Source organism: Paraburkholderia lebeckiae, from assembly GCF_050436225.1.
In the GTDB taxonomy this organism is placed as follows: domain Bacteria; phylum Pseudomonadota; class Gammaproteobacteria; order Burkholderiales; family Burkholderiaceae; genus Paraburkholderia; species Paraburkholderia tuberum.
The window spans coordinates 3,685,463-3,709,480 of record NZ_JBNDLU010000002.1; the positions used below are offsets into that span (position 1 = coordinate 3,685,463).

The 24,018-nt window shown below is 64.4% G+C and carries 20 protein-coding genes; 11 read left to right on the forward strand and 9 right to left on the reverse strand.

Features of this window, described 5'->3' with window-relative positions; all coding sequences use genetic code 11:
* Positions 1 to 138 precede the first annotated feature (138 nt).
* Both OKW45_RS31595 and OKW45_RS31600 read right to left on the reverse strand, forming a co-directional pair.
* Entirely contained in the window at positions 139 to 441 is a 303-nt protein-coding gene (locus OKW45_RS31595; protein WP_008921239.1) for an H-NS histone family protein, read from the reverse strand.
* Between the two features lie 401 nt (positions 442 to 842).
* Positions 843 to 1,505 carry a HugZ family pyridoxamine 5'-phosphate oxidase gene (locus tag OKW45_RS31600; RefSeq protein ID WP_429472905.1) on the reverse strand — a complete coding sequence of 221 codons (663 nt, stop codon included), beginning with the start codon at positions 1,503 to 1,505 and terminating at the stop codon, positions 843 to 845.
* Positions 1,506 to 1,756: 251 nt separating this feature from the next.
* On the opposite strand from OKW45_RS31600, the gene OKW45_RS31605 reads away from it, so the two are divergent.
* On the forward strand, positions 1,757 to 2,971 hold the full coding sequence (locus tag OKW45_RS31605; RefSeq protein WP_429472906.1) for an MFS transporter: 1,215 nt from the start codon (positions 1,757 to 1,759) through the stop codon (positions 2,969 to 2,971).
* Positions 2,972 to 3,076: 105 nt separating this feature from the next.
* Here the strand turns inward: OKW45_RS31605 and OKW45_RS31610 are convergent, their stop codons facing one another.
* Both OKW45_RS31610 and OKW45_RS31615 read right to left on the reverse strand, forming a co-directional pair.
* A complete protein-coding gene (locus OKW45_RS31610; protein ID WP_018419153.1) occupies positions 3,077 to 4,222 on the reverse strand; it encodes a branched-chain amino acid ABC transporter substrate-binding protein in 1,146 nt (381 codons plus the stop codon).
* 451 nt (positions 4,223 to 4,673) lie between these two features.
* Positions 4,674 to 5,777 carry an NAD(P)H-dependent flavin oxidoreductase gene (locus tag OKW45_RS31615; RefSeq protein WP_429472907.1) on the reverse strand — a complete coding sequence of 368 codons (1,104 nt, stop codon included), beginning with the start codon at positions 5,775 to 5,777 and terminating at the stop codon, positions 4,674 to 4,676.
* Positions 5,778 to 6,109: 332 nt separating this feature from the next.
* Between OKW45_RS31615 and OKW45_RS31620 the strand changes: the two genes are divergently transcribed.
* On the forward strand, positions 6,110 to 6,808 hold the full coding sequence (locus OKW45_RS31620) for a dienelactone hydrolase family protein (RefSeq protein ID WP_429472908.1): 699 nt from the start codon (positions 6,110 to 6,112) through the stop codon (positions 6,806 to 6,808).
* Between the two features lie 241 nt (positions 6,809 to 7,049).
* On the forward strand, positions 7,050 to 8,606 hold the full coding sequence (locus OKW45_RS31625) for an amidase (protein ID WP_429472909.1): 1,557 nt from the start codon (positions 7,050 to 7,052) through the stop codon (positions 8,604 to 8,606).
* A gap of 168 nt (positions 8,607 to 8,774) precedes the next feature.
* Here the strand turns inward: OKW45_RS31625 and OKW45_RS31630 are convergent, their stop codons facing one another.
* The 3 genes from OKW45_RS31630 to OKW45_RS31640 form a co-directional block, all read right to left on the reverse strand.
* Positions 8,775 to 9,086, reverse strand: a complete 312-nt coding sequence (locus OKW45_RS31630) for a high-potential iron-sulfur protein (RefSeq protein ID WP_026225561.1) — start codon at positions 9,084 to 9,086, stop codon at positions 8,775 to 8,777.
* A 133-nt stretch (positions 9,087 to 9,219) separates the two neighbouring features.
* Positions 9,220 to 10,326, reverse strand: coding sequence for an NAD(P)/FAD-dependent oxidoreductase (locus tag OKW45_RS31635; RefSeq protein WP_018419147.1), 1,107 nt, complete (start codon positions 10,324 to 10,326; stop codon positions 9,220 to 9,222).
* 355 nt (positions 10,327 to 10,681) lie between these two features.
* Positions 10,682 to 11,659: an AAA family ATPase gene (locus OKW45_RS31640; protein WP_018419146.1), complete on the reverse strand. Its 978-nt coding sequence runs from the start codon at positions 11,657 to 11,659 to the stop codon at positions 10,682 to 10,684.
* A 270-nt stretch (positions 11,660 to 11,929) separates the two neighbouring features.
* On the opposite strand from OKW45_RS31640, the gene OKW45_RS31645 reads away from it, so the two are divergent.
* Together OKW45_RS31645 and OKW45_RS31650 are read left to right on the forward strand one after the other, a co-directional pair.
* Positions 11,930 to 12,490: a hypothetical protein gene (locus tag OKW45_RS31645; RefSeq protein ID WP_018419145.1), complete on the forward strand. Its 561-nt coding sequence runs from the start codon at positions 11,930 to 11,932 to the stop codon at positions 12,488 to 12,490.
* 54 nt (positions 12,491 to 12,544) lie between these two features.
* Positions 12,545 to 13,342 carry an endonuclease/exonuclease/phosphatase family protein gene (locus OKW45_RS31650; RefSeq protein WP_018419144.1) on the forward strand — a complete coding sequence of 266 codons (798 nt, stop codon included), beginning with the start codon at positions 12,545 to 12,547 and terminating at the stop codon, positions 13,340 to 13,342.
* A gap of 45 nt (positions 13,343 to 13,387) precedes the next feature.
* Here OKW45_RS31650 and OKW45_RS31655 read toward each other — a convergent pair whose 3' ends face one another.
* Complete coding sequence (locus OKW45_RS31655) at positions 13,388 to 14,344, reverse strand: aldose 1-epimerase (RefSeq protein ID WP_429472910.1); 957 nt, start codon at positions 14,342 to 14,344, stop codon at positions 13,388 to 13,390.
* Positions 14,345 to 14,731: 387 nt separating this feature from the next.
* Here OKW45_RS31655 and OKW45_RS31660 point away from each other — a divergent pair, with 387 nt between their 5' ends.
* From OKW45_RS31660 to OKW45_RS31680, 5 genes are all read left to right on the forward strand, one after another.
* Complete coding sequence (locus OKW45_RS31660; RefSeq protein WP_429472911.1) at positions 14,732 to 15,784, forward strand: LacI family DNA-binding transcriptional regulator; 1,053 nt, start codon at positions 14,732 to 14,734, stop codon at positions 15,782 to 15,784.
* A gap of 175 nt (positions 15,785 to 15,959) precedes the next feature.
* Entirely contained in the window at positions 15,960 to 16,979 is a 1,020-nt protein-coding gene (locus OKW45_RS31665) for an ABC transporter substrate-binding protein (protein WP_018419141.1), read from the forward strand.
* A 326-nt stretch (positions 16,980 to 17,305) separates the two neighbouring features.
* Positions 17,306 to 18,871 carry a sugar ABC transporter ATP-binding protein gene (locus tag OKW45_RS31670; protein WP_429472912.1) on the forward strand — a complete coding sequence of 522 codons (1,566 nt, stop codon included), beginning with the start codon at positions 17,306 to 17,308 and terminating at the stop codon, positions 18,869 to 18,871.
* Between the two features lie 52 nt (positions 18,872 to 18,923).
* Entirely contained in the window at positions 18,924 to 19,901 is a 978-nt protein-coding gene (locus tag OKW45_RS31675; protein ID WP_429473397.1) for an ABC transporter permease, read from the forward strand.
* Between the two features lie 63 nt (positions 19,902 to 19,964).
* A complete protein-coding gene (locus OKW45_RS31680) occupies positions 19,965 to 20,921 on the forward strand; it encodes an ABC transporter permease (RefSeq protein WP_429472913.1) in 957 nt (318 codons plus the stop codon).
* Positions 20,922 to 21,108: 187 nt separating this feature from the next.
* On the opposite strand, the gene OKW45_RS31685 is transcribed toward OKW45_RS31680, so the two are convergent.
* Complete coding sequence (locus OKW45_RS31685; RefSeq protein WP_429473398.1) at positions 21,109 to 22,263, reverse strand: hypothetical protein; 1,155 nt, start codon at positions 22,261 to 22,263, stop codon at positions 21,109 to 21,111.
* 587 nt (positions 22,264 to 22,850) lie between these two features.
* Here OKW45_RS31685 and OKW45_RS31690 point away from each other — a divergent pair.
* Complete coding sequence (locus OKW45_RS31690; RefSeq protein ID WP_018419136.1) at positions 22,851 to 23,621, forward strand: ferredoxin--NADP reductase; 771 nt, start codon at positions 22,851 to 22,853, stop codon at positions 23,619 to 23,621.
* Positions 23,622 to 24,018: the final 397 nt, after the last annotated feature.

A 24,018-nucleotide genomic window follows, 5' to 3' on the forward strand; every position in this document is an offset into this window, starting at 1 on the left:
AACTCGGCGCCGCAAACGACGAAAGCCGCGCCCTGAACGGTGCGCGGCTTTTTGAGATTCTGCAGCAGGCTATAAACGCGGTGGATTGCCGCTATTCGTATTGCGTGCGGCCAACCCTCACTGCCCGCCTGATCGTGATTACTTCTGGATCAGAAACTTTTCGCGATCAAGACCTGCAATCCAGCGCGGCGGCTTGCCGCGACCGGACCATGTGCTGCCGCTTTCCGGATCGCGATATTTAGGCGCGACGCCTGCGCGCGGTCGGCTCGCTTTAGCGCCTTTCGGTGCGCGGCCGCCGCCGAGTTCGCTCAGCGAAATGCCGTAATCCGCCATCTTCTGCTTGATTTCATTCAAGACTTCCGCGTATTCGCGCGACTTCGCTTCTTCAATCTGCTTTTCGAGCTTCTCGCGCTGCGCGAGCAGTTCCTTGTAAGAAGACATAGGTTCCCTTGTGGTATGGATAAATGACCGCCGGTCTTTTGCCGACTCGCCTTTGAAGGTTTCATGCCTCGGAATTTGACGGCGAGATTAACACAAAATAGAAAGGCTGGATAAGCAACCGGAAAAAATTAATTTAAATTCGTTTCAAAAAGTTTCCTGCGCTGCTTTTGGGCCCGGACTACGGCCTTTCAAATCGCTGATTTCGCATGTCGCTGAAAAAAGTCCACTGCCATGCATATTCACACGATTTAACTATCAACAAATGAGACTTGAGCCGTCTATTGCGCATCGAACATTTCACGGCATGAAAGCTTTGGCTTGGACAAGCCGCGCAGTATTGAGACAAAGACGCCGTTCGTCGCGACTGGCGCATGCGTGCTTTCCCGATAAACGATAAATGCTTAATCCGCATGCCGCTCGATGCAGACTTCGAGCGCGGCGTGCAATGTCCCGGTATCGGACCGGGCGCCATCGAACGCGAAACGGTGGCGCACGCCGTTGCGTTTCAGATCGGCGCCATAACGGTCGACACCCAGCAATTCGACGCCGCCCGCGCCACTCAGCCGGTGACCGAATTCCGCGATCAGCGCGTCCTCCTCGCCGACTGCAAGCGGCGGCAGCGGATCGAGCTCGGCGCCGTCGAGCCAGCCCATCGCGCCAAAGCCGCCGATGTAGCGCAGCCGCTGGACCTCCATGATCCAGAACGTGAAATCGCCCAGCATGAGGTAGCGCGCCGCGTCCGGGTGATAGCGCAGGTAGCGCCGCGCCAGTTCCGGGCTCGAGCCGACCGGCCCAAAGCGGCCAAGCAGCGTGACGCGCTGGCCGCCCAGCACGTCGCCGTCGGGTGCGTCGACGGCCAGAAAACCGGCGCGCGGATCGGTGTGCAGATTGTGCGTGTGCTCCGCGAGCCAGCTCACGAGGATCGTCGGACGATGCCGCGGGTCCGGCGCGAACGGCAGCACCGACGGATACGGAAAGCCCTCGGGCTGGCGAGCGTGCGTGGCAAGCGTGCCGATCGTGGCCGTGTGCAGCAGATGCAGCGGAGCGTGAGCCGGAATGTTCAACTGAGCGTTCCTCGGTGAATTAAGGAATGAACGGAAAGCGGCGAGTGGTAGAAAAGTCGCCGCGCACGGCAATGCAAAAACCAACTGCGGCGGTCCATGGCATGACAGCCGGCAATACCGCCAGGTTGCATCCCCAGCCTATCAATCGTATGCGCCCGATCCCACGGCTCCAAGCATTCGCCACCACGCTTCGATAGAATCGAAGATCCGCTTTCAATGCGCTTTCTCGCGCACTTCGCCTCGAGATCTCCGTGCCCGATCACCAAGCCTCCGAATTCGCCGTCCTGCCCGCCGCGCATCGTAATCTGTCCGTCACCGCACGGCAACGCGCACGCATTGCCACGATGGCGGTATTTTTTATCGCCGGCATGATGTACGCATCGTGGGGCGTGCACGTGCCGACGGTGCGCGACCGCTTCCATCTGAATCCGGCGATGCTGTCGTTCGCGTTGTTCGCGGTGGCGGGCGGATCGATCGGCGCGATGGTGACCAATGCGTCGTGGATCGCGCGGGTCGGCACGCGCCGCGCCTGCCTGACCGGCGGCCTCGCGATGGCCGCCTGCGCCGCGCTGATCCTCGTCGTGCCGGCGTACTGGATCTTGCTGATCGTGCTGGCCGTCTTCGGCGCGGGCTTGGCCACGCTCGACGTCGCGATGAACGCCGAAGCGAGCGCCGTCGAAAAGGCGCTCGGCAAGCCGATCATGTCGTCGCTGCACGGGATGTTCAGCCTTGGCGGCATGTTCGGCGCGGCGGTGGGCGGGGCGCTGCTGTCGCGCGGCATGGCGCCGGCTCTGCATCTCGCGCTCGCCGCGGCGGCCAGCGCGCTCGTGCTGGTGCTCGCGTGCCCGTCCGTGCTGCCGCACGTGCCGCACGCCGAGCATCCCGATGCTGCGACGCCGCGCGCGAGCCGCTGGCGCTCGCCCGCGTTGTGGGCGCTCGGCACGATGGCGCTGGTCGCGCTGATCGCCGAAGGCGCGATGTACGACTGGGCCACGGTCTATATGCGCGATGTCGTGCTCTCGACGCCCGCGCTCGCCAGCGCCGCCTACGCGGCGTTTTCCGGCGGCATGGCGGCAGCGCGCTTTGCCGGCGACGCGGTGCGCGCCCGCTTCGGCGCGCCGCAACTCGTGATGATCAGCGCGGCGCTCGCCTGCGCCGGGATGGTCGACGCGCTGCTGCTGCCGAATCCGGTGGCCGCGCTCGCCGGCTTTGCGCTGATTGGCCTGGGCCTCGCGAACATGATGCCGGTGCTGTTCGCCGCGGCCGCGAGCGTGAAGGGCATCCACGCGGCCGAGGGGCTCGCGCACGTCGCGGGGCTGGCTTATTTCGGGTTGCTGCTCGGACCGGTGATCATCGGTGCGGTCGCGCAGGTGACCAATCTGACGATCGGGCTGTCGGTCGTCGCTGTGTGCGCAGCGATGATCGCGCTCGTCGGGCCGAAGGTGCTGCGGCATTTGAAGATCTGACGCAAAAGCAACGCCAAAAAGAAGAGGCACGCAAGCCTGCGGCCCACGTGCCTCTTTAGCGGCAGATCGAAGTGCGGCCCGACGCCGCCTTCGACCACACCGAATTTACATCTTCACGACGTCGAGCAGCGTCTTCTTGCCTTGCTTGTAGTTGTACAGCGAGATCACGCCGTGCTGCAGGTCGCCCTTCGAGTCGAACGTCGTTTCGCCGATCACGCCCTTGTAGTCGGTCGTCGGCATCGCTGCCAGGATCTTCGCCGGATCGGTCGAGTTAGCGCGCTTCATCGCGTCGACGATGATGTACACCGCGTCATACGTGAACGGCGCGTAAATCTGGATCGGCTGGCCGAAGCGCTTCTCGTACTTCGTTTCGAACGCCTTGCCGCCCGCCATCTTTTCGAGCGCCATGCCGGCTTCCGAGCAGACGATGTTGTCGGTTGCGTCGCCGGCCAGGTCCGACAGCTTGTCGGTACACACGCCGTCACCTGCCAGCACCTTCGCGCGCAGGCCGAGCTGCTTCGCCTGCTTGGCGAACGGGCCGCCGGTCGCGTCCATGCCGCCGTACATGATGGCGTCGGGATTTTCACCCTTGATCTTCGTCAGAATCGCGCGGAAGTCGACGGCCTTGTCGTTCGTCGCGTCGTGCGACACGACGTTCATACCGAGCGACTTCGCCGTCTTCTCGAATTCGTTCGCGAGACCCTGGCCGTAAGCGGTCGAGTCGTCGACGATCGCGACGCTCTTCACCTTCATGCCCTTCGCCGCGTAGTTCGCGAGAGCCGGGCCTTGCTGAGCATCGGTCGCGACGACGCGGTAGGTCGTCTTGAAGCCTTGCTGCGTGTAGGCCGGGTTCGTTGCCGACGGCGAGATCTGTACGATGCCCGCATCGCTGTAGATCTTCGATGCCGGGATCGAGGTGCCCGAGTTCAGGTGGCCGACCACGGCGACGACCTTGTCGTCGACGAGCTTCTGCGCAACCTGCGTAGCCGTGCGGGGGTCAGCCGCGTCGTCCTGCGCGTCGAGTTGCAGCGTGACCTTCTGGCCGCCGATCGTCAGACCCTTCGCGTTGATTTCCTCGATGGCGAGGCGCGCGCCGTTTTCGTTGTCCTTCCCCAGGTGAGCGATACCGCCAGTCAACGGCGCGACGTGACCGATCTTGACGACCGTGTCGGCCGCGGCCGATGTTGCCAACGTCGCGAACAGCAGCGCCGCGGCGCTGATCGGCAACAGCTTTTGAATTTTGATGTTCATGTAAGTCTCCAGTTTCGGTCAAAACAACGTAATCGCCCTGTGCCCCGCTTCCCCTACACGTGTCGCTCAGTCCCGTGGACGACCACGCCGGTTGCATCGTTCATGCACTTGGCCAGTACGTTTACCGGACTGTTTGTGACAGTTGGCAAACCGTACTTGCGCGCAAGTGTAGGCCATCAAATTAATTTGGGGGAATTTTTTGAGAAAGTGGGAACAACACTAATAGCGCAGTTCCCGGGCGAACCGCTCGCGGCTTGGGCGAGCGGGCTGGAAAGCCCCAGCCCATGCGGGTTTCCGCTAATTTGGAAGTTTCTCCGCGGGCGCGGATTTAGCCTTTTTCCGGCTTCTGTCACATATGATTCGAAGGGTTTTTCGACTCAAAAATGTGGCGTGCCGCACAGGATTGTGACTGCGGTAAAGAACTTAAATCAGCCTTAAATCGGCAATGCAATCAATGCAAGAACGCGGCGATTCGCACGGAGGCCGCCCGCCATTCCTGCTCGAGTTGCGCCATCAGCTCGATCGCGCCGATTGCTTCGGCGCGCGCGTGGCCAAGCGGCGCACCCTGCCCCGCCCACAACGACAGGTAATCGCCGTTCTGCGCACGCGCCGCGGTTTGCCGCAGCTCCTGCGTCAACGCGTTTTGCACCGGATACGGCGCGATGCTGTCCGCCGATTCGCGCAAACGCTGCATCAACGGATTGCGGATGCCGCGCGCGTGGCGGCCCGTGATCGCGCGCGTCACCGTGGTCGAGGTATCTGACATGCCGCGCACGCGGGTTTTCCATACCTCGGGAATCGCGCTCTCGCGGGTGGTCAGAAACGCGGTGCCCATCACCGCGGCTTGCGCGCCGAGCGCGAGTGCCGCGACGATGCCGCGACCGTCCATGATGCCGCCGGCCGCGAGCACCGGCAGACCGGTCGCGTCGACCAGTTGCGGCACGAGCGCCATCGTGCCGACCAGCGCATCTTCGAATGCGCCGATGAACGTGCCGCGATGCGCGCCCGCCTCCGCGCCTTGCGCGGCGACGGCATCGGCGCCCGCATCGCGCCACGCGATGCCTTCGGCAACATGCGTCGCAGTCCCAACTACATAGCTGCCGCTCGCGTGCAAACGCTCGACGTCGTCCGCTGCTAGCAGTCCGAACGTAAAGCCGGCGACCGGCACCCGCAATTCGATCAGCGTTTCCAGTTGCGCGCGAAAGTCAGGCGCATAGCGTGCGAGCGGCTGTCCCGGCGGCAAGCCGAGATCGGCGCGCAGCGGATCGATTGCGTCGAGCGCGCGGCGCACGGTGGCTTCATCGGGCGAGACCGGATCGAGCACGAACAGATTCACGCCGAACGGGCGATCGGTCAGCGCGCGAATCGCCGCGACCTCGCTCGCGATCTTCTCGGGTGCCAGCGCCGCCCCCGCGAGAAAACCAAGTCCGCCCGCATTGGATACCGCCGCGACGAGCGCCGGCGTCGTCGCGCCGCCGGCCATCGGCGCCTGCACGACGGGTACCCGCATCTGGAAGTGCTCGGCGAACGGCGTCGCGAAACTGTCTTCATTCATGTTCGTTTCCTTCGGGCGCAAAGCCGTCGATGTGCTGATTCATGCGCTCGCCAACCTGTTTGCGAGAGGCGCTGACACGCGCGAGCCATCACGCGCTGACTGTACCGACACTGTACCGACACGCGCCATCGCGGAGAAATGAATTATCGAGATCGTTTCAATCGCCTTACGAGAATCGAAGCACGCCGCATCACCCGCGAGGACCCGTCCCGCCTCGCTGCAAGGCGGTTCTTTTGATGGCAAACTAAGCGCCCGTTGCAGGGCCTCGTGGCCTTGAGCGTTTCGTACACACCGACCTCGCGCGGCGGTCGCGCGAGTCAATGGAGAACAGCATGAGCACGACTTCCCGATGGATCGACATCCCCGCCGGCAACGACAGTTTCGGCGGCTACCTCGCGCTGCCGAAGGGCGGCAAGGGACCGGCCGTCATCATCATTCAGGAAATCTTCGGCGTGAACGGCCATATCCGCTCGGTCGCGGATCAGTACGCGCAGGACGGCTATGTCGCGTTCGCCCCGGACGTGTTCTGGCGCGTGCAGCCGCGCGTCGAATTGACGTATGACGGCAAGGATCGCGAAAAGGGCATCGAGCTGATGCAGAAGACCAAGGTCGACGACGCGGTCGCCGACCTCGGCGCCGCCGCGGCCGCCTTGCGCGCGCTGCCGGAAGTGACCGGCAAGATCGCGGCGATCGGCTACTGCTTCGGCGGCCGTCTCGCCTATCTGGCCGCGGCGGCCGGTTCGGTCGACGCCGCTGTCGCCTACTACGGCGGCGGCATCCATAACCATCTCGACAAAGCCGCGAACATCAAGGTGCCGATGCAGTTCCACTACGGCGAGCTCGACGCGCATATTCTGCCGTCGGACATCGGCCAGATTCAGGAGCGCTTCGCGGGTCGCGCCGACGTGCAATTCAACATCTACCCGAACGCCGATCACGGTTTCAACTGCTCGGAGCGTGCGTCGTACAACCAGCACGCGTCGGCATTGGCGCATGGCCGCACGCTGACGTTCCTCGGCGAGCGGATGTAATCCGCGGTTCCGGCATTCAGTCGGACCGCCGCGTTGCGCATGTGATCGCAAGCTCGCGCATTTGAAGTGCGCACTCGAATTCACATGAGTCACGTCGGCGCTCAACTCGGGTACTCTGTGCAAGACGGCGTGTCGGCCGACACGCCGTCTTTTCACATGTGCGACGCGCGAGCGGGGCAACGCGATGTCGAGCGAAGCGCCCCAGTCGCGCCTGCATGGCCGGCCACGAATTCGACGCAGCATGCCAACCGACCGCGAGGGCTCAACCGACGTGCAATCAGACTATCTCGCTCATGACGCCATCGGCCTCGCCGAGCTCGTGCGCACGCGCCAGGTCAGCGCGCGCGAATTGATCGACGTCGCGATCTCGCGCACCGAGGCCGTCAATCCCGCGATCAACGCGGTCGTTCTGAAGGACTACGATGCGGCCCGCCAACGTGCGTCGCGCGAAGACGCGAATCGCGCGAATACCGTCGACGGCGCGAACGGAACGGACAACCCCACCGCCCACGCCGCGCTCGCCGGCGTGCCGTTCCTGATCAAGGATCTCGGCGCGCCCGTTGCGGGACTGCCCATGGCAATGGGCAGCCGACACTACCGCCACTTCATTCCGACTCAGGATGCGCCGGTCGTCGCGCTCGCGAAAGCGGCGGGTCTGAATATCTTCGCGAAGACCAGCACGTCCGAGCTCGGTCAGATGCCTTATACGGAGCCCGAACTATTTGGTGCGTGCCGTAATCCGTGGAACATCGATCACACGCCGGGCGGTTCGAGCGGCGGCGCGGCGGCGGCGGTCGCTGCCGGCATCGTACCGCTCGCGCATGCGTCGGACGGCGGCGGCTCGATCCGGATTCCGGCGTCGTGCTGCGGACTGTTCGGCCTGAAACCCTCGCGCGGTCGCGTGCCGCGCGCGGCGCAGGCCAGCGCCGGCGAACTCGGCATCGATCACGCCGTGTCGCGCAGCGTGCGCGACAGCGCGTTGCTGCTCGATCTGCTGGCCGGCAACGCCGAGCGGCCGACCGGCGCGCCCGGCACCTTTCTCGGCGCGACGCGCGAGCCGTGCAAACCGCTGACGATCGCCTACGTGACCGAGCCGATGCTCGCGCCGTCGTTATCGGCCGATGCCCGCGCCGCGCTCGACGACGCCGCGCAACTCGCGAGCTCACTCGGCCATCGTCTGGAGCCGGTGTCGCTCGGCGTCGATTTCGCGGCGGTCCGTCATGCGTTCCTGACGCTGTGGTCGGTGACCGCCGAGGACCTCGTGCTGAACGCGGAGCGCATCACCGGCCACAAGCCAACGCGCGGCGAGTTCGAAATTTCGACGTGGGCGATGGCGCACGTCGGCCGCAAGCTCGGCGAACAGGGCTTGCCGGCCGCACTCGACGAACAGCGCCGCATCACCGCGCGTCTGACCGACCTGCTGAACCGCTACGACGTGCTGTTGTGCGCGACGCTCGCGTCCGCGCCGATCAAGATCGGCGAGATGCGGCCAAGCTCGGTCGAGCGCATGCAGATGCGCGCGGTCACCACGATGCCGCTAGAACGATTGATGAAGAAACTGCTGTTCGAAGCGTCGAACAAGGCATTCGCGTGGGCCGGATGCACGGAACTGTTCAACCTTAGCGGCCAGCCAGCGATGTCGGTGCCTTTGTACTGGAATGCGCGCGGGCTGCCGATCGGCGTGCAGTTCGCGGCGCGTAACGGCGGCGAGGCGACCCTGTTCAGACTCGCCGCGCAACTCGAGGCGGCACGGCCGTGGTTCGACAGGCGGCCACCATTGATGAATGCGCGCCGCTAAAAGTCCAACGGCCCGCTGCAATGAAGCTTTGAAAAACCGGCCCGGCCTGCGCAGCGCAGCCTGCGCCGCGCGCGGCGCGAAGCGCCACGATGCGCACAATCACGGGATGCGCCGCGGTACTGCGGCGCATCCCGTGCATGCTTGCAAGCACCTCCAGCGCAGGCTTGCTCAGGCCTTCTTGTTATAGGCGCTGCACCATCCCGTGGCCGCGACCTGCTTGCCCGCGAACATCGGGCAGCCGCCGTAAGCGTCGCCCGCCTTGCCCTGGAAGAAGCTGCAGTTGCTGCATTGCTCGCCAGGCGTGTATTTGGCGAATTTCGCCTTGTCGACCTTGCTCGCGTCCGCCTTGTAGCCAAGCGCCTGCGCGGTCGGATCGGTTTCGGAGACTTTCGGCGCGTCGGCGAACGCCTGGCGCGACAACGCGAGCGTCGATGCCACGCCGATGCTGGTGATCAAAAACGTACGACGGGAAGATCTCATGGGGAACGCACTCCATTTATATGGGAATCAACGCCGTTCTTATGACAGCGTTCGCCAAGCATAGCAACGTAGCCGTCGCCCGTGAGATTCCAAATGCTAAAGATAAGCGGATCGGTACGGTGCAAACCCGGCTTCAAGCCCGCCCGCTCAGCTCGCAGACCCGCTGCGCAATCGCAAGCGATGCCGTCAACCCCGGCGACTCGATGCCGAACAGATTGACGAGCCCGCGCACGCCATGCGCGGCCGGCCCCTGGATCACGAAGTCCGCGGCGGGCTCGCCCGGGCCGGACAGCTTCGGACGAATACCGGCGTACGCCGGCTGCAACGCGCCATCGGGCAAGGCCGGCCAGTACGCGCGAATCGCCGCATAAAACGACTCCGCGCGACGCGGATCGACGTCGTAATTGATCGCGTCGACCCATTCGACGTCGGGACCGAAGCGCGCCTGGCCGCCCAGGTCGATCGTCAGATGCACGCCGAGGCCGGCTTCGTTCGGCATCGGATAGATCAGGCGGCTGAACGGCGCGCGCCCCGACATGCTGAAGTAATTGCCGCGCGCGAAGTACAGCGGCGGCACGTGGCGCGCGTCGAGTCCGCGAATCTTGCGCGCGAGTGCGTTCGCATGCAGACCTGCGCTGTTGATCACGCAGGCAGCGCTGATCGTGGTGGGCGCCGCACCGCCGACCGCGATGGTGAAACGGCCGTTGTGAGCCTCGATAGCCTCGACCGGCGCATGGAACGCGCACACGGCGCCGTCGCGCTCGGCATCGCCTTGCAGCGCGAGCATGTACTGATGACTATCGACGATCCCCGTCTGCGGCGAAAACACCGCTTCCACGCATTCGAGCGCCGGTTCGAGCGCCTGTGCCTGATCGCCGGTGATGCGCATCAGGTCGAGCACGCCGTTGTCGCGCCCTTTGGCCATGATGCTTTCGAGCTGCGGAATCTGGTTTCGCGACGTGGCGACGAGCAGTTTGCCGCAGCGCGAATGCGGCACGTTGCGCTCGGCGCAATAGTCATACAGCATTTCGCGGCCGCGCACGCACAGCGTGGCCTTCAGCGATCCGCGCGGATAGTAGATGCCCGCGTGAATCACTTCGCTGTTGCGTGAACTCGTGCCCACGCCGATGGCGTCGGCGGCCTCCAGCACGATCACCTCGCGCCCGCGCGCCGCCAGCGCGCGCGCCGTCGAGAGGCCGATCACACCGGCGCCGATCACTACACATTCGATCTGATCCATATCCTTTGACGCGGCGCATTGGGCCGCGCGCTGCCTCGTTCAGCCGATGGAAGGAAGACAAGTACGGCACCTCGCCGCCGCGTTCCGTTTGTTGTCGAACGCATCTGTCCGATGGTCTGCTTATGTCTTTTTATCACCGCCACGGAAAATTGTACGACTCGGTACAGACAGAAGTGACAAACGTTCGTGCGCGCCGACTAGGCGATGGGGGCGCAAGCTGGCTCGCTTCCACGCTCCACATCGAAAGTAGCAATAATTGCCGCGGCATTCACCACGCAGGCTGTACGAATTTGCCGGGACAGCGCCCCAAATTCCAGAGAAGCGGGGCGTTGGTGCAAAAAACCGACCGAAAACCTCAAAAACCGATCGGTTTTCGCCGGTTTCCGTAATCCAGGCGGATATCGGCGGGCTCGATCTGGTCGCGTCCCGCGATGCGCGCCGCGCCGAAGCCGTTCAGGATCGCGCGGCGCATCTCGCGCGGCGACGCCCGCTTGAGCGCATCGAGCGTCGCATCGCCAAGCGTCTCCGGAAAGCGCAGGCCCCAGTTGTGCGCGCCGCGGATCTCGTCGTAGATCGATTGCGCGATGCGTCGCGCGCCGGCGTGGTCCGGCGGCGAGATCTCGTAGACGTTCATGCGGTTCAGGATCGGCTCGGGGATCGCGCGTTCGTCGTTGGCAGTCGCGATCCAGATCACGTTGCCCGCGTTGATCGGTATCTCGGCGAACTCGTCGATGAAGCTCTGGGCGGTGTCGTGTTCGAGTAGCGCGTACAGCGCGCCGAGCGGATCGTATTGCGAATCGCCGCTCGCCTTGTCGATTTCGTCGACGGCGATCACCGGGTTCGCGTAGCTGCCGTTCACGAGTGCATCGAACACCTTGCCCGGCTTCGCGTTCTTCCATTGCGACGACGCGCCCGACAGAATCCAGCCCGCCGTTAGCGAACTCATCGCGACGTATTGATACGCGGTGCCGAGCAGGCGCGCGAGCTGCTTCGCGAAATGCGTCTTGCCGATGCCCGGCTCGCCGAGCAACAGGATCGGCATCAGTTCGAGCCGGTCCTCGGTTTCGAGGCACAGCGCGACCTGCTTGCGGATGTCGTCGAGCGGTGCGGAAAAATTGGGCAGCGCGCCGATCAGATCGTCGATCGACGGCATCCGGTTCGGCTTCACGCAGAATCGCAGATTGCCGGTTTTCAGCATCTTTTCGTAGGTTGTGCGCAGCGCCTCGTTCGCGCCCTCGCCGAGACCGTTCAGCGCGCTTTCGACCTCGTCGAGGTCATACACCCGGCTGAACGAGGCCACGGCGATTTCCTGTTTGACCATTGCTGTCGTCATCGCTCACCCCGTTTGGCTGATTCTGCAGCGGCGGCGCCTTGTGAGCGCCGGTTCGAGTCCAGTGTAGCGAGGACATAAACACGTGCAAGCCAGCAGTCATGCGGCTCTGCTGCTAACGATCGCTGGCATCCCATCCTTATCTGGAATGGATTGTTGCTGAACCGGACCTCGTCGACCGTGTCAGAAATCGTCGCGGCCATCGGGGGTAAGATGGCTCTCTAATTGCTACGAGGCACCCACGCAACCGACGCGTGAGCGGAGATCCTTTTTATGTGGAAAACCAGTATCGTGGCCATGCTGCTTGGCGCTTCGTTGCTCGCCCACGCGCAACAACGGCCAGCGCAGCAGGTCGTGCAATGGCAGCTGCAGGTGGTGAAAGATGGCCAGCAGATCGATTCGTTCGACGGCACCACCACCGTCGGCCAGGCACGCACGGATACGCATCACCAGGTCGTGCAACACGAGGTCGGCTGCAAGGACCAGCCGGCCGGCAACATCGATCTGTCACGCACGATCACGGTGTCGCCGCTGCGCGTCGATCCCGAGGGCGTGATGTTTTCGATCGACACGCAGGAAACGCTCGAGGACGACAATGCGCGGCGCACCGACATCGGCTGCAAGCTGCCGCCGCAGCCGCGCCAGGTGAGCGCGAGCCACCCGGGTCTCGTGGTGCCGCCGGATCAATGGGCGAGCTGGACGATCGTCGATCACAATCCGAACCTCGTGTACCGCGTGCATGCGAACGTCGTGAGCAATGGTGCGAACGGCAACGGCACGAACGGCGGCATGAGCGGCAATGGCGCCGCGACCGGCAGCAGCAATCCGAACTGACAGGAACCGCGCGCCTTACCGACGCGCTCAAACAGAACACGTGGATAACGCGGCATGCGAAACCCAGAAGAACTGATCCGCGAGAGCCTCGCGCCGAACGATTTCGTCGCGGTGAGCTGGAACCTGCACAAGGGCCGCACACCGCTCGGTTTTCAGGCCTGGCAGGCGATGCAGCGCTGGGTTCAATCGACCCACGCGGACGCATACTTCCTGCAGGAAGCGATGGCGCGGCGTATGCCGTCGCCGGTATTGGCGAGCAGTTTCGGCACGCCGATGGGCGATCCACTGACCGACGTATGGCACTGTCAGGCAACCGAAATCGCGCGCGCGCTCGAACTCGAAGTCGCGCTCGGCCCGAACGTGTTCAAGCCGTCATGGCGGCACGGCAATGCGATCCTGTCGCCGCATCCGCTCGATCTCGGCGGCCGCTGGGACATCTCCGCGCACCGCTTCGAAAAGCGCGGCCTGCTGGTCGCGCGTGCGACGTTCGGCGGACGACTCGTCACGTTGCTCTGTGCGCATCTCGCGCTGACGCGTCCGGCGCGGTTGCGGCAGATGGACTGGATCGCGCACTGGATCGCGAAGGAAGCCCCCGACGGTCCGCTCGTGCTGGCCGGCGATTTCAACGATTGGCGCAACGACTCGGTGCCGCTCTTTCGCGAGCATGGCTTGCAGGAAGTCGCTACGCTGCTCGGCGAACCGGCGCGCACGTTCCCGGCGTTCTCGCCGGCGCTGTCGCTCGACAAGATGTTCGTGCGCGACATGCAGCCGGTCGAATGGATCCAGCCGGCGCAGGAGACCGCGTGGCTGTCAGATCATTTGCCGTATATGGCGAAGTTGCGGCTGGAGTGAGCGCTTCAGTTGGTTGAGCTTTCGCCAACGGAACGCGCGTCCCCCTCACTCGCGATGCGGAGTCCAGCTCAACGCCGCTTCGATCTCCTCCCCCGGCTGCAATACGCAGCCACCGACGTGTTCTTGTGTACCAACCGCGTTGAAGCAATCGGTCGTATTCGTGACCGGTTCCACGCATAGCTGCGGATCGTTGGCCGGCGCGAACACGACCAGATGATCGAACGGCGCGTCGGCACGCATCGTCAGATTGCGGCGCTCGTCAGGCCACGAGATCGTCGCCACGCGCGACCAGTTCGAAAAGTTGTTGTCGAGATCGAACGCATCGGGCGACATGCCCGCGCGCAATGCGTCGACGGCCGGATGCGGGCCGAGATGCGTCGGCAGTACGTCGGTGTCCGCGTGCCACATCGCCTGCACGTCGGCATGGATGCGCGTCGCCGCGGTGCGCGGATAGTACGGATGATGGCCCATGCCGAACGGCATCGGCCGGTCGGCGAGATTGCGCGCGGACATCGTGATGTGGAGCGCGCCACCGCGCAACTCGATACGCTGCCGCGCGCGATAGCGAAACGGCCAGTCGCCGGTCATGCTCGCATCCGGCTCGTGTTCGAAGTGCAGGTCCACCGCGCTTTCGCTGCGCGCGCCGACGCGCCACGGATGCCGCCACGCATTGCCATGCAGCGCGTGGGCGAAACGCGGGTCGTTGCCGGCGAGATCGATCGTCGCGCCGTCGAACGCGAAGCGCGCATCGCGAATCCGGTTGCAGTATGGGAACAGCGGAAAGCTCGCCATGCGCAGCGCATCGCGTGCTTCGAACGCTTCCGGCAGCGCCGGCCGCAGCCAGTGCAACGGACCTTCCGGCGTGACTTCGTAGAACGCCGCGAGCGCGCCGCCAACGTCCGGCGCGAGCACCGCTCGCAACCCACCGGCCGACAACGTGACGAGGCGCGCGGCGATCGCGGGATCGTCGAGCCATGAGCGCTGAGTCGCCGATCGAGTCATGGCCTGTGCCTCGCGCGGCCGGGCAGATTCAGGGAAACGTCGCGCATGGTCAGACGAGGCGAAACCGCGAGCGGAAAGCGACATCAACGTGCATTCATATCTCCTTTGACGTGCCGCGCACCCCGCGGCCGGCGAACCACCTCAGTCCGCCCCGAGCGAGAATCGCACGACACCGCACCACCGGTCAATATTATTAGTAATAAATTCGTTAAAAAAGCGCCGGTAACGGATCGTCAGCTCGGTTCCCAAATGGATGGTTAGCGTGCGTTGCCGCGCGCATATTATTAGTGGTACCGTCAGCAGCATGATGCCGCTGGCATTCCCCTGCTTCAGCGCCGCCTCCGCGCGGCCCGCACAATGAAAAAATCGACTCAACGCCGTCCCACCATGACCGACATCGCCAAGCTCACCGGCGTGTCGCAATCCACCGTTTCGCTGGTGCTCAACAACGCGGCCGGCGCGAAATTCTCCGATGCGACCCGCAACAAGGTGCTGAAGGCCGCGCACGACCTCGGCTACCGGCTGTCGCTGCGCGCGCCGGTAGCGGCATCGAGCGACGAGCGCAACCTGATCGTCTATCTGGCCGACGAAATCTCGACGAGCCCGCACCCGGTCGTCAACATCGACGGCGCGCGCGACGCCGCGTACGCGAGCGGCAAGATGCTCGCGGTCTACTCGACGCACGGCAACGCCGACATCGAAAAACAGGTACTCGACACGGTCCTCACCAATCCGCACGTGTTCGGTGTGATCTACGCGACCGTCTACACGCGCAAGGTCGCCCCGCCGGCCGCGCTGTCGCAGGTGCCGACCGTGCTGCTGAACTGCTACACCGGCGACAGCACGTTCTCGTCCGTGGTGCCAGCCGAGGTCGCGGGCGGCCATCTGGCGACCGAGTACCTGCTGCAGGCCGGCCACCGGCGCATCGGCTACATCAACGGCGAGCCGTGGCAGGACGCCGCGAAAGACCGCCTGAAGGGCTACCGCACCGCGCTCGCGACCGCCGATCTGCCTTTCGCGGCCGAACTTGTGCGCGACGGCGACTGGAGCTCGGGCCTCGGCTTCGAGCTGACGCTGTCGCTGATGCGCGAGGCCAATCCGCCCACCGCGATCTTCTGCGCCAACGACCTGAGCGCGATCGGCGCGATCGAGGCGCTCAAGCAGCTCGGCCTGCGCGTGCCCGAGGACGTGTCGGTGCTCGGCTACGACGACCAGGAAATCGCGCGCCACACGCATCCGCCGCTGTCGACGGTGGTGCTGCCCAACTACGAACTCGGCCGCTGGGCCGTCGAAACGCTGCTGCAGGAAGAGCACAACCGCGCGGCCGGCGCGCCGGTGCGCCATCGCACGGTCAAGCTTGATGGACCGCTGGTCGAACGTACCTCGGTCAGGGTAATCACCGAGGCGAAACCGGTGACAACTAATATTATTAGTGATTGACCGATAATAATTCCTGGTGGAATAATCGGCACGTCGGGTCGGGAAGAAAGCGCACCGGTGGGTCATAGCCGATGGCACGCTCGCCGGCGAAAAAACGTCGGCGCCCCAACTGGACAGAGGCAAGCCCGAGTAGCACAAAAAGCAAATAAACCGTCACCGGTTACTGGAGGAAGACATGGCGTCGCTCAATACGCAGTCGCGCATGCACGCGCGAAAGCAGCAGATTCGTCCGCTGGCAGCTTCGCTGCTGGCCCTGGCAATCGGTGTCGGCGCGGCGGCCGCGCACGCCGACGACGCATTACCGAAGTTGCCGACCAAGACCCCGTTGAAGGTCGGCTTCGCGCAGACCGAAAGCAACAACCCGTGGCGTCTCGCGGAAACCCGGAGCTTCAAGGACATCGCCGCGAAATGCGGCTGGCAGATCGTGATGACCGACGCCAACGGCTCCAACTCCAAACAGGTCTCCGACATTCAAAGCATGATCGCCCAGCACGTCGATCTGCTGGTGTTCCCGCCGCGTGAAGAGAAGCCGCTCGCGCCGGTCGTGCTGCAGGCGAAGAAGGCCGGCATTCCGGTGATCCTCGTCGACCGCGACGTCGACCAGTCGGTGGCGAAGGCTGGCCGCGACTACATCACGTTCATCGGCTCGGACTTCATCGATCAGGGTCACCGCGCCGCCGACTGGCTCGTCAAGGCGACGGGCGGCAAGGCGAAGATCATCGAGCTCGAAGGCACGACGGGCGCGTCGGCCGCGAACGATCGCAAGAAGGGTTTCGACGAAGTCATCGCGAAGAACCCCGGCATGACGATCATCGCGTCGCAAAGCGGCGACTTTGCGCGCGACACCGGCCGCAAGGTGATGGAAACACTGTTGCAGGCGCATCCCGACGTGACCGCCGTGTACGCGCACAACGACGAAATGGCGCTCGGCGCGATTGCCGCAATCAAGGCGGCCGGCAAGCAGCCGGGCAAGGACATTCAGATCGTCACGATCGACGGCACCAAGGGCGGCATGGACGCGATCGCGGCCGGCGAACTCGGCGCGAGCGTGCAATCGAGCCCGTTCTTCGGCCCGCTCGCCTGCGACGTCGCGCAGCGCTATGCGAAGGGTGAAAAGATCCCGACCTGGATCAAGGTGTCCGACCGCTTCTACGACAAGGAAAACGTGCAGCAGAACATGCAGTACGGCTACTGATCGCAATTATCGGGAAGCGCCCCGGGCGCATCATTTTCCCGGGGACTCCCTTCGGCGTTGTAGCAGGAAGTCGCCCGCCTTCCATGAATGTCTCCTCGTCGGGCGGGTGGTGGGAAGGCTTCGAAGCGACGCGCCCGTGACCGACGGACCGTCGCTTCGCTTTTATGCGGGCGTAGCATGGGCCGGGCGCGCTGGCGCGACGGACCCCGCGTCGCCAGCAACAGCGCAGTCGGCAATATCGACAGCATCCGCATCAGGAGAACTCTCGTGACGGAATCTGGCAAAGAGACGCCACACTCCCCCTTACCCGTTCGCCGCTGCTCGAGATGCAGGACATCGGCATCAGCTTCGGCGGCGTACCCGCGTTGCGCGGCGCGAATCTGAGCGTCGCCGCGGGCGAAGTGCACGCGCTGATCGGCCAGAACGGCGCCGGCAAATCGACACTGATCAAAATCCTGACCGGCGCCTATCGGCGCGGCTCGGGCAGCGTGAGATTCGAAGGCCTCGAGGTCGATTTCCGCACGCCCAAGCAGGCGCGCGAAGCGGGCATCAGCACGATCTATCAGGAGATCAACCTGGTGCCGTTCCGCTCGGTAGCGGAAAACATCTTTCTCGGCCGCGAGCCGCGCCGCTTCGGTCTGATCGACTGGCGCACGGTGCAGCAGCGCGCGGCCGCGCTGCTCGATTCGTTCGGTTTGCAGATCGACGTGAAAAAGCCGGTCGGTCGTTACTCGACCGCGATCCAGCAAATGGTGGCGCTTGCGCGCGCGGTGTCGTCGGACGCGAAGATGGTGATCATGGACGAATCGACGTCGTCGCTCGACGAGCGCGAAGTCGAACTGCTGTTCACCGTCGTGCGCAAGCTGCGCGACGACGGCCGCGCGGTGATTTTCGTCTCGCACCGGCTCGACGAGCTGTACGCGCTGTGCGATCGCGTGACCGTGATGCGCGACGGCCAGACGGTCGTGCAAAGCACGATGGTCGAGATGGACAAGCTGCAGCTCGTCACGACGATGCTCGGCCGCTCGCTCGCCGCGGTCGTGCAAGACGACACGGCCGCGCGCGAAGCGAATCTCGCCAGGCGCGGCAAGCAGGTGATCGGCGCGACGCAGCTCGGCGCGCCGCCGAAGGTCAACGGCGTGTCGCTCGACGTGCACGCGGGCGAGGCAGTCGGCTTGGCCGGTCTGCTCGGCTCGGGCCGCACCGAAACGATGCGGCTGATGTTCGGCGCCGATCCGCTGGCACAAGGCGCGCTGGCGATCGGCGGCGAGAAAGTCGCGCTGAAGTCGCCGCAGGACGCGATCGCGCGCGGCCTCGCCTACCTGACCGAAGACCGCAAGGGCGAAGGCATCGTCCCCGAGTTGTCGGTGCGCGACAACCTGACGCTCGTCTGTCTGCGCACGCTCGCGAAAAACGGCATCGTCGACGTGAAGAAGCAGCAGGCGATCGTCGAACGCTTCATCGCGTCGCTCGGCATCAAGCTGCGTTCGGCCGATCAGCCGATCCGCGAGCTATCGGGCGGCAACCAGCAGAAAGTGCTGCTCGCGCGCTGGCTCGCGGCCGAGCCAGCGCTGCTGCTGCTCGACGAGCCGACGCGCGGCATCGACGTCGGCGCGAAAGCCGACGTCGCGAAGATCGTGCGCGAGTTGCGCGACGCGGGGCTCGCGGTACTGCTGTCCGCGTCCGAGCTCGAAGAATTGACCGCGGTCGCCGATCGCGCGGTCGTGATCCGCGACGGCCGCACGGTCGCCGAACTGAACGGCGCCGACATGAGCGAGACCGCGATCATGGACGCGATCGCCTACGGCAGCGAGGGCCAATCGGCGCTCGCGCAAGCCGCGCAATCGGCACACATCGAAGACGCCTTGGAGGGCGACCGTCATGGCGCTTAAGCTGCATTCGAATTCGCTGCGCAGCGATGCGGCGGGCGCCGACACCACCGTGATGCACTCGACCAATACCCGGCCCACACGGTCCGCGAGCACCGTGCACAAGTGGCGCCATCTCGCGATGCAGCGCGAAGTGATCGTGCTGCTCGCGATGGTGCTGTTCAACCTGATATTCACGCCGCACTTCTGGTCGTTGCAGACGTTCAACGTGAACATGACGCAGGTCGTGACGATCGTGATCGTCGGCATCGGCATGACGCTGGTTGTCGCGACGGGCGGCATCGATCTGTCGGTGGGCGCGTCGATGGCAATTTCGGGCGCGCTTGCGCCGATGCTGTTCCTCAACATAGCGGGGCCGCTCGGCATCGGGCTTGCGTTCGTGCTGCCGGTAGTCGCGGCGGCCGCATGCGGCGTGTTCAACGGCCTGCTCGTCACGCGACTATCGGTGCAGCCGATCGTCGCGACGCTCGTGCTGTTCATCGCCGGACGCGGCATCGCGCAGGTCGTCACCGACGGCAGCCTGCAGGCGTTCAACACGCCAGCCTTTCAGTGGATCGCGCTCGGCAAGGTCGCGGGCGTGCCGTTCCAGGTGCTGCTGATGCTCGCGCTGGTCGGCGCGTTCGCGTGGATCGTGCGCAAGACGTTGTTCGGCCAGTATCTGCTGATCACCGGCGGCAACGAAAAAGCCGCGTATCTGTGCGGCGTGCCGACCGCTACCGTCAAGATGATCGCGTACACGCTGTGCGCGGCGCTCGCGGGCCTCGCGGGGCTGATCTCGATCTCGGTGAATTCGTCGTCGGATGCGAACGTCGTGGGGCTTGGCGTCGAACTCGATGCGATTGCGGCGGTCGCGGTCGGCGTCACCGCGCTGACGGGCGGCAAGGCGTATATCGGCGGCACGCTGATCGGCGCGCTGATCATCCAGTTGCTGCGCTATACGCTGCTCGCGCACGGCATTCCCGATGCCGCCGCGCTCGTCGTGAAGGCCGGCATCATCGTCGCGGCGGTTTACGTGCAGCGGCGCTCGCGCTGATTCTGGCGCTGGCGCTCACGCTCATTTTCACGATCTGCGGGCAACCTTTCCGGATTCGATGCGATGAAAAAGAATCTCCCCATCCTGCTCGCGCTCGCGGGGCTCGTCGTCTTTGGCCTCGTGCGCTACGACCACTTCGGCTCGGCGTACAACATCACGTCGTTCTGGCGCTACAACTCGATGTTCGCGCTGATCTCCATCGGCATGGCCTTCGTGATCATCACGGGCGGCATCGATCTGTCGGTCGGCACGGTCGCGGCGCTCGCGAGCGTGGTCGCCGCGTTGACGAGCGTCTTCGGCGGCTGGGTCGCGGTGCTGGCGGGTTGCGCGGCCGGGCTCGCGGTCGGTGTGCTGAACGGCGTCATCATCACGCGGCTCAAGATCCTGCCGTTCATCGTCACGCTGGCGACGAGCCTCGGCGCCCACGGCGTCGCGCTGTTGCTCGGCAAGAACGACGCGGTATCGATCGCGGCCGATTCGAACTTCGGCAACTTCGGTCAGGGCGACCTGTTCGGGCTGCCGATTCCGGGACTCGTCGCACTCGTCGCCGCGGTCGCCGGCTGGCTCGCGCTGCGCAGCACGCGCTTCGGGCGGCACTCGCTCGCGATCGGCGGCAGCGAAGAGGCCGCGCGGCTGATGGGGCTGAACGTCGACCGCACGCTGGTGATGGCCTATGCGGTCAGCGGGCTGCTCGCCGGCATGGCGGGCGTGATTCTCGCCGCGCAGTTCGGCGCCGGGCAGCCTAACGAAGGCGTCGGTTGGGAGCTGTTCGCGATTTCGGCGGTCGTGCTTGGCGGCACGCTGCTGACCGGCGGCGAGGGTTCAGTCGCGATGACGATTGCCGGCGTGCTGCTGCTCGGGCTCGTGTTCAATCTGCTGAACTTCGAGAACGGGCTCGGGTTCATCAGTCTGTCCGCGTACTGGCAATCCGTGATTCGCGGCGTGTTCCTGCTACTCGTGATCGTGCTGCAGGCGCGCGTGTTGAAACAGCGCGGAAAAAAGCGGGTGCCGGCGGTGTGAGCAAGCGGCACCCGCGAATTGGCGTCATCAATTCCATCGGACAGAATTTCCTTACTTGATCGAGGCTTGCTGCCACAATCGCCGCCCCCGACCCATATCTGTGTACCGATAGACTCGCCGCGAAACCGTGTGACCGTGACACGTCCCCGACGCGTCACGACGTCCCCGATCGTCGTCCCCGGTTTCCTTATTGACTGTCGGTGCGCAACGTCCAGACGGTCGCCGTATTCGTGGCGTCGTCTACCGCGGCGAACTGCAAGTGGCGCTTGCTATCGAGGCCGAATGCGAGGCCGAACGCGGAGCCCGGCGCAGGGTCGACCGACATTTGAGCGACGAATTGCCCGTCGACGGTGAACTCGACGATTTCGCTGGGACGTTTCGGGTCGGGGTTGACCGCGTCGCCGTTCGCGGTCACGAGATGCCCGTTGGGTGCGAGCGCCAGCGCAAGCGGACCGTGCAGGTGTTTGTTGTCCTGATAGATCATCCGGCCGATGCCGCCATCGTGTTTCGCGCCCGCAGCGCCGTAAATGGCGAACACCGCGTTGTCACCGGTCGAGGCGACGTAAAGCACGTCATGCGATGGGTCGTAAGCCAAGCCTGTCGGGCCGACCACTAGTGCTGCTGGGTCGGTGCGGTGCAGATAGCCTGACGCGATGATGGTCGAGCTTGGCAGCATCTGAACGCCATCCTCGCCGATGGCAAGATCGATCCGCGCGACCTTCCCGTTCAATACATCCGAGACGAAGACCCGGACGAATCGCCCCCCGTCGATCACGGTGAGATCCCAGGGGCCGCCCAGCAGGTTGGGATCTTTCAGTTCCTTGACGAGCCCGCCCTGAGGATTGATGACGAGCAGCGAGCCCGGCGCGACGACGTTCTTGCCATCCGTGGTCGGCACATTGCCCACCAGCACGAAGCCGCTTCTCAGCACGGCGAGCGCCGTCGTGAGACCGAGATTGTGTCCCTGGAAGAAAGTCACCGGATCGCTGTTGGACACGAGCTTGACGATCGTCGTACCGGTTCCCTGCAAATTCGACTTCGCATTGAAATTCGACACCACCACATCGCCGGGTTTGAGCGTGCTCCAGGACGGCACGCCGACCGGCACGAACGCCATGCCGTACGGATTGACATCGCCGTTGGCCGGAACGGTCGATGAGGTCACCGACTGCGGCGGCAAAATCGCCTCCTGCGCCTCGGCCCCGACCGTCCCCAACGCTAAAACCAGCAGACCGGCTCGACACAGCGCGCGACGCACGCGGCGCGATGCGCGTGCCCGTATCACCAGCCCGTCGAAGCCAGTGTTTGAACCGAATGCAGAAATCGCACGAGAAGCTTCCATTCGACACCTCCCACTCGCATGGGCGGCCGCAGCCGCCAGGACGAGTCGCGCAGCCACCGCACTGGCTGGCTTAGCGCGACTCGCGTCCTGCGTAAACGAGGCAACGTCGTGCGTATTCCCCAAAAAGTCGCGGCGCGCAAACGATAGTCGAAAGCGAGTCGAGCTCGATGGCGCCGGCAGGGTTCCGCCCCATTTGCCAGTTTTATCAGCAGGGTCAATGCTGCAGCGCACGCCGCCTTTCGGTATCATCTTGAAAATGTCGCCCTTGCGGCGCGTCGCTTTCGCGCCTGCCGGGCAGCCAATGGCAGCCGGCCTTCGCGGCGTTCGCCGAATCGCCGTACCCCGCTGAAGCACGGCCGCACTCACGCCAATGTACTTCGCGGCGCCAGCAAGCCGGCGCCGCCGCTTCCCGGTTGGCAACCCGCTTTACCACGCCCGACCGCCGCGCCGCGGCCCCGCCCCGGCGGGCACGGTAAAATGGCGGATTGCGCGGGAGCCCCGACCACGGGTCAGCGCAGCATCGCCCCTTGCCGTGCCGGCCGGCTCAGACGACTGGCCGCCTTTGTTTTCGCACTATCCAAGAAGCCATGAGCAACCTGAATTCACAAACCGTCCTGAGCGTCCATCACTGGACCGATACGCTTTTCAGCTTCACCTGCACGCGCGATCCGTCGTTCCGATTCGAAAACGGCCAGTTCACGATGGTGGGCCTGCAGGTCGAGGGCAAGCCGCTGCTGCGCGCATACAGCCTCGCCAGTGCGAACTACGAAGAACATCTCGAATTCCTCAGCATCAAGGTGCAGGACGGCCCGCTCACATCGCGTCTGCAGCACCTGAAGGTCGGCGACGAAGTGCTGATCGGCAAGAAGCCGGTCGGCACGCTGGTGGCCGACAACCTGCTGCCGGGCAAGACGCTGTGGCTGTTGTCCACCGGCACGGGCCTCGCGCCGTTCATGTCGATCATCAAGGATCCGGACATTTACGACCGCTACGAGCGCGTGGTCCTGACGCATACCTGCCGTTTCGTCGACGAACTCGCGTACAAGGAATACATCACCGAGCACCTGCCGGCGCATGAACACCTCGGCGAGTTCGTACAGGAAAAGCTGCTGTACTACCCGACCGTCACGCGCGAAGCGTTCCAGAACCGCGGCCGCATCACCGAGCTGATCGAAACCGAAAAGCTGTTCGCCGACCTCGGCGTGCCGGGTTTCTCGCTCGAGGACGACCGCGTCATGCTGTGCGGAAGCCCGCACATGCTGCGCGACACGCGCAAGCTGCTCGAAGACGCGGGCTTCAAGGAAGGCAGCAACAACGAGCCGGGCCATTACGTGGTCGAAAAGGCCTTCGTCGGCTAAGCCGGCCGGCATTCTTCTTCGCGGCCAGCGCGCTGCGAATTCCAAAAAGGAGCCTCCGGGCTCCTTTTTTGTTGCTCCGTTACAAATCGGAGCCCGTTGCATTACCTTCGCTGTCAGAATTCCTCTGACAGCACGAGTCGGCGGTAAACATCATGTGATCTCTGAAGACTCCGCGCTAAGCCTTTCTGCGACTGCTTTTTTAATCTTTTTGAGATATCATCGCGCCGCGAGACCAGACGAATTCATGCACCGATCGTCGTCGACCCGAGTTGTTACTGAATGTAAATTTCGTTACGTTGGGCCATCGTGTTTCGTCCGACGCGAAACCTCGTGATTCGCAGGCTTTGATTCCGTCTGCGCGTGCCCGCTTCGCCGTCCACTCTGCTTCCTGAGAGGG

Coding starts and splice junctions, on each gene's coding strand:
- OKW45_RS31595 (WP_008921239.1), bottom strand. CDS start 441: ATGTCTTCTTACAAGGAACTGCTCGCGCAGCGCGAGAAGCTCGAAAAG.
- OKW45_RS31610 (WP_018419153.1), bottom strand. CDS start 4,222: ATGAACATCAAAATTCAAAAGCTGTTGCCGATCAGCGCCGCGGCGCTG.
- OKW45_RS31615 (WP_429472907.1), bottom strand. CDS start 5,777: ATGAATGAAGACAGTTTCGCGACGCCGTTCGCCGAGCACTTCCAGATG.
- OKW45_RS31620 (WP_429472908.1), top strand. CDS start 6,110: ATGAGCACGACTTCCCGATGGATCGACATCCCCGCCGGCAACGACAGT.
- OKW45_RS31625 (WP_429472909.1), top strand. CDS start 7,050: ATGCCAACCGACCGCGAGGGCTCAACCGACGTGCAATCAGACTATCTC.
- OKW45_RS31630 (WP_026225561.1), bottom strand. CDS start 9,086: ATGAGATCTTCCCGTCGTACGTTTTTGATCACCAGCATCGGCGTGGCA.
- OKW45_RS31635 (WP_018419147.1), bottom strand. CDS start 10,326: ATGGATCAGATCGAATGTGTAGTGATCGGCGCCGGTGTGATCGGCCTC.
- OKW45_RS31640 (WP_018419146.1), bottom strand. CDS start 11,659: ATGACGACAGCAATGGTCAAACAGGAAATCGCCGTGGCCTCGTTCAGC.
- OKW45_RS31645 (WP_018419145.1), top strand. CDS start 11,930: ATGTGGAAAACCAGTATCGTGGCCATGCTGCTTGGCGCTTCGTTGCTC.
- OKW45_RS31650 (WP_018419144.1), top strand. CDS start 12,545: ATGCGAAACCCAGAAGAACTGATCCGCGAGAGCCTCGCGCCGAACGAT.
- OKW45_RS31655 (WP_429472910.1), bottom strand. CDS start 14,344: ATGACTCGATCGGCGACTCAGCGCTCATGGCTCGACGATCCCGCGATC.
- OKW45_RS31660 (WP_429472911.1), top strand. CDS start 14,732: ATGACCGACATCGCCAAGCTCACCGGCGTGTCGCAATCCACCGTTTCG.
- OKW45_RS31665 (WP_018419141.1), top strand. CDS start 15,960: ATGGCGTCGCTCAATACGCAGTCGCGCATGCACGCGCGAAAGCAGCAG.
- OKW45_RS31670 (WP_429472912.1), top strand. CDS start 17,306: ATGCAGGACATCGGCATCAGCTTCGGCGGCGTACCCGCGTTGCGCGGC.
- OKW45_RS31675 (WP_429473397.1), top strand. CDS start 18,924: ATGCACTCGACCAATACCCGGCCCACACGGTCCGCGAGCACCGTGCAC.
- OKW45_RS31680 (WP_429472913.1), top strand. CDS start 19,965: ATGAAAAAGAATCTCCCCATCCTGCTCGCGCTCGCGGGGCTCGTCGTC.
- OKW45_RS31685 (WP_429473398.1), bottom strand. CDS start 22,263: ATGGAAGCTTCTCGTGCGATTTCTGCATTCGGTTCAAACACTGGCTTC.
- OKW45_RS31690 (WP_018419136.1), top strand. CDS start 22,851: ATGAGCAACCTGAATTCACAAACCGTCCTGAGCGTCCATCACTGGACC.